A 6,519-nucleotide genomic window follows, 5' to 3' on the forward strand; every position below is an offset into this window, starting at 1 on the left:
CTCTCCCCCTACTTAGGGTGATCAGCAAACCTGAGCGAGCGGAGGGCGCAAGCTTTGCGCCCCTACAGTAACGGATTTTGTCCACAATGTAGGGGCGAACTGCGTTCGCCCAAAAGGTACATTATCAAAGCGCAAGTCCCTTAGCTGAATCTGACCCGACATCGGGGTAGGTTGGGGTGGGGGGAGTAGGATGGCTGCTACGAATAAAGAAAAATGGTGTAAATTTACCATTTTTACCATCGGCATCCATTAAAATTTCCTGATTTAATTGTTGGCGAATTTGTTCAAGGGAAAATGTACTGAGTTGATTTTTATCATCTACCCGTTTTAAGTCCTTGACACTTCTAACTAAATGCTGTACCCTGTTGGCGTAACTTAAATCATTATCGGAGCCATGCCATGTTTGGTTTAGCAAAACTTATAAATTTAGGGGGGGGGTAAAGCCCTGCTTATCAATTGCTGGTTCTACTGTGTTGGTAGGATTTTTAGGATTGACAGTTTCTCCAAGCCTAGCGGCAAGTATCGGGGTCAATTTTTCCGGTGGGGTGCATACAATCGCTGCGTCCGATAGTCCGGGGATCGTTCCAGCGATTAACTGGAACGATATTGCTGGTGCATCGGGAACTAATATTACCTTAAACGATGATACGGCAACAGCGACGACCGCTCAGTTAACGTTTACTGCCACCGGTGTTTATAATCTTTTTTCCCCGACGAACACCTCTAATGCAGCCACGAATACCCTGTACCGTTCTGGTATTTACGGTGACAATGCTACGAGAGAAGTCTCTATCTCCCTATCGGGAATTCCCTACTCCTCCTACGATCTCTATGTATTCGCTTCCGCAGATACAACCGCAACTAATCAGTTATCGATTAGTAACGGCACTACTACTTTCTATTACGCCAGTGGCGGTCAAAACAATTTAGGAGCGACAGCTTTATTACAAACCACGAGTACCACATCCGGTTCACCGACTACCGGACCTGGACAGTACCAGTTATTTAGCGGGCTAACTGGATCGAGTGTTACACTCACCACAGGGGGTTCTATCCACAATGTGATCTCGAATAATGTTTTCGGTTTCCAGATTGTTAATACCGCGCAACCAGTTCCCGAATCTTCTATGATTATGGGTCTAGTCTTTTTCGGCGGTGGCTTGTTTGCGGTTAGCCGAAGAAAAAATCAGAACTAAACCCAACCTTATTGTGTGTCAAGGTAAAACTTTGGCGTGAGAAAAGGGGGCGTTGTCAGATCAGAATAGGAAAGATGCCATGCAATCTTTCCTATCAAAGTAATTTCAGTTCCAAGCTGATTCGGAGCATCTTTCAATTTGACAACGCCGATTGTAGGGCTAATTCATGAATTAGCCCTACACCTATTACCTAGCTAACCTCAGTTCGGGTTAAGGCTATTTTCCTACTCATTCCACCAAAGAATAGGGTTTACAGCGAACGAGAAAATTAGGGTTTTAGCTTATCCCGAACTCAGGTTAGCTAAAACCTCTGGAAATGTCTGGCCAGAGAGACCCTGACAACGAGGTATCGTATATAGTGACCGGCAGATTTCTAGTCAATAATTAGGGCTATTTTCCCCGTCACCGAACCAGTTTCTAGCAATTGATGGGCGCTGATAGCTGCCGCTAAAGGGAAGGTTTGGGAGAGATGAATAGTTAACTTTTTCTCGTCAATTAAACGCGCCCCTCGTCTGAGAATTTCTGTTTGATATTTTTGCGCTTCTGGCAGTCCCATCAAAGCCGGGGTTAACATTAATTCTAAACTAATCCGCAAATTGCGATCGCGGGCTTCTTTCCAGCTGCCCGTAGGTTCCAAAATCGTCACCATATCGCCGTACACTCGCACCGCTCGGCAAGTTTGGCCAAAAGTTTCCCCTCCCACCGTATCAAAAGCGACATCTACCCCTTTCCCTGCGGTTTGTTGAAGTATCGCCGAGACAAAATCGGTTTGTTTGTATAAAATCGGGTAATCTGCCCCTAATTGCCGCACTAAACGCTCTTTATCGCTATTTCCCACCGTCGTATAAACTTTAGCCCCCTTCAGTTTCGCCAATTGAATCGCGACATGACCAACACCCCCGGCCCCGCCATGGATAAGTACGCTTTGTCCCGACTGAAGACGAGCGCGATCGTAGAGTGCTTCCCAAGCGGTGATTAAAACCAAAGGTACAGCGGCCGCCTCGGCAAAAGAAAGAGATTTCGGCTTGTGGGCTAGATAATCCGCCTCGATCAGGGCATATTGGGCATAATTTCCCGTGCCAGCCCTGCCCAGTCCGCCGCTACAAAAGTACACTTCATCCCCGGGGCGAAAATCCTGGACCGCCGCCCCAACGGCCTCGACAATTCCCGCCCCGTCACAGCCCAAAATGGCCGGCATTTGCTCGGGGTAAAAAGTGCCGCGTTTACGAATTTTTGTATCAATAGGGTTGACACCAGCCGCTTTTAATGCTACTAAAACCTGATGCGGTTGACTAATTTTCGGGGTGGGGACTTCCTGAAGCTGCAGGACATCCACGGCGGTCATGAGGATAGCTTTCATTCTATCTAGGGCTTGCTGAAAAAGTTTTTCGTGGTGGCGGGGCTCCCCCCGCCTACCGGCACCCCCCTTATTAAGGGGGCAGGGGGGATCAGCACCCCCCTTATTAAGGGGGGACTAAGGGGGGATCAAAGACAAAATCTATCTTCTATTCAATTATAACCACTCACTTATTCGGGATTAACCCACATTAATGTCTGACCGAATTCTACCGGTTCACCGTTAGCGACGGCGATTTCGACGATTTGCCCGGCCACCTCCGCTTCGATTTCATTCATCAACTTCATCGCTTCGATGATACAGACCGTTTGTCCGACACGGATCCGATCGTTTTTTTCCACGAAAGAGGGTTCATCGGGAGCAGGAGCGCGATAAAAAGTGCCGACCATGGGAGAGGTAATCGCCAGCCATTTTTTATCCATAGCGGCGGCTACGGGTTCGGGAGTGGGGGTTTCTGGGACCGGGGTGAGACCTGCGGCTACCACTGGAGGGGCGACGGTGTCCGTCACCACCGGCAAGGGAGCGGCGAGAGGCCCAAGGGCAGTATTAACGGTTCCTTTGCGGATATTTAGCTCTAAATCTGCACTTTTCAGGCTAAATTCACTGATATCCGTTGCTGCCAATGTTTTGATCAGTTCTCGAATTTCGTTGTAATCAATAGTCACCGCTCTGAAATCCCCTCGCAAATAAAAAGCAACAAATCCAAATTCGCACCCACCAAACTATCGATTTTTCCCATCTAGCGGCTAAGTTTTGGGAAACAGGCTCAGAAACACTGGCTTTAGTCCTAAACCCGTCCCTAAGCCCTCATTTCTGGGCTTCTCATCACAATTATTCCCGTCCCAGATAGGAACCATCCCGGGTGTCCACTTTGATCCTTTCACCGATAGAAATAAACAGGGGAACCATCACCTGCGCTCCCGTTTCTACGATCGCCGGTTTCGTGCCACCGGTGGCCGTATCTCCCTTGACTCCCGGATCTGTATCGGTGATTTCCAAGATTACCGAAGTGGGCAATTCTATGTCTAACACTTGATCATTCCAAAAGAGAATATTGACTTCCATTCCTTCTTTCAGATACTTGGCTCGATCGCCCATTTGTACCGGGGTGAGAGTTGCTTCCTCAAAAGTCTCCATGTCCATGAAGACAAACTGATCGCCTTCTTTGTAGGTGTGCTGCATGGTGCGCTTTTCGATCGTGGCCGAGGGTAAGGTTTCCCCCGCCCGGAACGTCCGTTCTACCACGTTGCCGGTCTGAACATTTTTTAACTTGGTTCGCACGAAGGCCGATCCCTTGCCCGGTTTGACGTGCAGGAATTCCACCACCCGCCAGACAGAGCCATCTATCTCGATGGTCGTGCCACTCCGAAAGTCGTTACTCGAAATCATGAAATGCTGTTTAGGCCAAGAAAGATCAACATTCCATTTTACATACTTCCTGTACCCGAAAAAACTTTTTTCCCGTCCGTACAGGTAAAGGGGAGGTGAGAGGTGGGGCAAGCAAGGGACAAAAGCTAATCACTTAAGTAGGGTTTGCTGAAAAAGCTTTTCGGTGGTGGCAGGGTGTGGGGTGTGGGGTGTGGGGTGTGGGGTTTTACCAGTTTTGAGGTGGTCAACTACCTAATTTTCAGGGAAAAAGTACCTGAATTTTCCCCCGATCCCCGCAATGGCTGGCACTTTTTGAGGGAAAACAAGTCTAAAAGTCTTATCCAACAAGGTTTTTAGATTTATTCAGCAAACCCTAAGTACCTAATAGCATTTTTCACCCTGAAACCTCGATTTTTAGTACAATATTACTGCAATATTGAAAGCAGTGAACGAGTAAACAGCGATGATCACCGGCGAATTAAAATCCAAAATAGATAAACTTTGGACAACCTTCTGGAATAACGGCATTAGTAACCCGCTTTCGGTAATCGAGCAGATTTCCTATTTACTCTTCATCAAGCGCCTAGATGACCTAGAACTAGCTAAGGAGCGTAAATCCCAACGATTAGGCGAAAACCTCGAAAATCCCACCTTTACCCTCAGCCAACAGCATATCCGTTGGTCCCACTTCAAAAATCTCGATGATGCCGAGACAATGCTGCGGATTGTCCGGGATGAAGCGTTTCCCTTTATCAAAGATCTGGGACAGTTTTCTAAGGGTAGCACCTACGCTAAACACATGAAGGACGCGGTGTTTCTCATCGCCTCCCCGGCCCTGCTGGCGACGGTAATCGAGCAAATTGAAAAAATCCCCATGGAGGATCGGGACACCAAAGGCGACCTTTACGAGTATATGCTCTCGAAACTGAGTACAGCCGGGACTAACGGACAGTTTCGCACACCGCGCCATATTATCAAAATGATGGTGGAGTTATTAGCGCCGGGACCCCGGGAAGTTATCTGTGATCCGGCCTGTGGCACAGGAGGCTTTTTAGTAGCGGCTGCCGAGTATGTGCGGGAGTTAAAGGACAGCGAGGGGGGACGTTTGCTCCTTGAACGCGGCAACCTAGAGCATTTCAATAACCAAATGTTCCACGGTTTTGATTTCGATGGGACGATGTTACGCATTGGCAGCATGAACCTGATGTTACACGGTATCGAGCAGCCGATTATCGAGGCCCGGGATTCCCTATCGGAGGATCACGCCGGGGTAGAGGATAGTTTTACCATGATTCTGGCTAATCCACCGTTTAAGGGTTCGCTGGAGAAGTCCACTATTGCCAAGGATTTATCGAAAATCATCGACACCACTAAAACCGAGTTATTATTCATGGCCCTGTTTTTGCGCTTGCTGAAGACGGGGGGAAAAGGTGCGGTAATTGTGCCGGATGGGGTGCTATTTGGCTCGTCCAAGGCCCATAAGGACATCCGCACCATCTTGGTAGAAGAACATAAGCTAGAGGGGGTGATATCGATGCCGTCGGGGGTGTTTAAACCTTACGCGGGGGTATCCACCGCAATCCTGATTTTTACGAAACTGGGGGTAAGGGAAAAGGGGACTGACTTCGTTTGGTTTTATGACATGGTGGCGGATGGTTTCTCTCTCGATGATAAGCGCCAACCGATTGCCGATAATGATATCCCAGACTTGCTGCGCTGTTGGCAGCAACGCGACTCCGCTAAGGATACCAATCGCCAAGCAAAGGCGTTTTTTGTGCCTCGCGAGGAGATTCAAGCCAATGCTTATGATCTATCAATTAACCGCTATAAGGAGATAGAGTACGAAGAAGTGAGCTATGAGCCGCCGAAGGTGATTTTACAGAAGTTAAGGGCTTTAGAGGCTGATATTCGTCAGGATTTGGACGCATTAGAGGAGATGTTAGGAGATTAGGAGATGAAAAATCTACAGCTAGAGGTTATTCTGCGGGAGATAAAAGATTATTTCCATCTGCTCTATCAAAACCAATTACAGAAAATCGTCCTTTACGGTTCCCAAGCACGGGAAGATGGACGGGAAGATTCTGATATCGATCTTTTGGTCATTCTTTCTGGTGTGGTGGATCCTTATCAGGAAATTGACCGCACGAGTGAATTTATCGCTAGGCTTTGCCTTGATTATAATGTGGTTGTTTCCCGTCATTTTATCTCTGCGGCAAAGTTCCAGAGCGGAGATAATCCATTTCTTGACAACATACGACGCGAAGGGGTTACGCTATGAGCGATGATTGCATTGGTAGTTTTGCTCAACCGAAAGGATATTTGATTTATGCTGAGAAATAAGATTTGTCGGCATTTAGATTCCAAGAGAGTGGTGGGTTACGCTATCGCTAACCCACCCTACCCATTGAAGGGAGAAGAGTTCATAGTAGGGTGGGTTAGACGGCAACAATCTAGGCATTAAAGTCAATCTAACAATCCGTCGTAACCCACCGCTTTAGTCCACCGAAAGGATATTTGATTTATGCTGAGAAATAAGATTGATCAGGTTTTGGAGAGGATGTGATGACTAGAATAAAAGCGCCATTCGATCCCCCCCAA

At 47.7% G+C, this 6,519-nt stretch carries 6 protein-coding genes and 1 pseudogene; 3 read left to right on the forward strand and 4 right to left on the reverse strand.

What is annotated here, in order from left to right:
• Nucleotides 1-217: 217 nt before the first annotated feature.
• Nucleotides 218-340 (reverse strand): annotated as a pseudogene (locus tag IM456_RS23595) (branched-chain amino acid ABC transporter substrate-binding protein); the annotation flags it as partial.
• A gap of 151 nt (nt 341-491) precedes the next feature.
• Between IM456_RS23595 and IM456_RS16755 the strand changes: the two are divergent.
• The gene (locus tag IM456_RS16755) at nt 492-1,196 is read left to right on the forward strand and encodes a PEP-CTERM sorting domain-containing protein (protein WP_253881462.1); all 705 of its coding nucleotides are present in this window, start codon (nt 492-494) and stop codon (nt 1,194-1,196) included.
• Between the two features lie 373 nt (nt 1,197-1,569).
• Here IM456_RS16755 and IM456_RS16760 read toward each other — a convergent pair whose 3' ends face one another.
• The 3 genes from IM456_RS16760 to efp all read right to left on the reverse strand — a co-directional run bounded on the left by IM456_RS16760 (nt 1,570) and on the right by efp (nt 3,942).
• Nucleotides 1,570-2,556: a zinc-dependent alcohol dehydrogenase family protein gene (locus IM456_RS16760; protein ID WP_287691935.1), complete on the reverse strand. Its 987-nt coding sequence runs from the start codon at nt 2,554-2,556 to the stop codon at nt 1,570-1,572.
• Between the two features lie 167 nt (nt 2,557-2,723).
• Nucleotides 2,724-3,218: an acetyl-CoA carboxylase biotin carboxyl carrier protein gene (gene accB / locus IM456_RS16765; protein ID WP_287691933.1), complete on the reverse strand. Its 495-nt coding sequence runs from the start codon at nt 3,216-3,218 to the stop codon at nt 2,724-2,726.
• Between the two features lie 166 nt (nt 3,219-3,384).
• Nucleotides 3,385-3,942, reverse strand: coding sequence for an elongation factor P (efp, locus tag IM456_RS16770; protein ID WP_002762061.1), 558 nt, complete (start codon nt 3,940-3,942; stop codon nt 3,385-3,387).
• Nucleotides 3,943-4,384: 442 nt separating this feature from the next.
• Here efp and IM456_RS16775 point away from each other — a divergent pair, with 442 nt between their 5' ends.
• Nucleotides 4,385-5,872 carry a type I restriction-modification system subunit M gene (locus IM456_RS16775; RefSeq protein ID WP_149988271.1) on the forward strand — a complete coding sequence of 496 codons (1,488 nt, stop codon included), beginning with the start codon at nt 4,385-4,387 and terminating at the stop codon, nt 5,870-5,872.
• A 3-nt stretch (nt 5,873-5,875) separates the two neighbouring features.
• The gene (locus IM456_RS16780; RefSeq protein WP_002750888.1) at nt 5,876-6,199 is read left to right on the forward strand and encodes a nucleotidyltransferase domain-containing protein; all 324 of its coding nucleotides are present in this window, start codon (nt 5,876-5,878) and stop codon (nt 6,197-6,199) included.
• Nucleotides 6,200-6,519 lie beyond the last annotated feature (320 nt).

The organism is Microcystis sp. M079S1 (assembly GCF_020246425.1).
Lineage (GTDB): Bacteria > Cyanobacteriota > Cyanobacteriia > Cyanobacteriales > Microcystaceae > Microcystis > Microcystis aeruginosa.

Bases quoted from the DNA above. Each gene is read 5' to 3' on its own strand.
- IM456_RS16760 (WP_287691935.1), bottom strand. From the start codon at position 2,556: ATGAAAGCTATCCTCATGACCGCCGTGGATGTCCTGCAGCTTCAGGAA.
- efp (WP_002762061.1), bottom strand. From the start codon at position 3,942: ATGATTTCGAGTAACGACTTTCGGAGTGGCACGACCATCGAGATAGAT.
- IM456_RS16775 (WP_149988271.1), top strand. From the start codon at position 4,385: ATGATCACCGGCGAATTAAAATCCAAAATAGATAAACTTTGGACAACC.
- IM456_RS16780 (WP_002750888.1), top strand. From the start codon at position 5,876: ATGAAAAATCTACAGCTAGAGGTTATTCTGCGGGAGATAAAAGATTAT.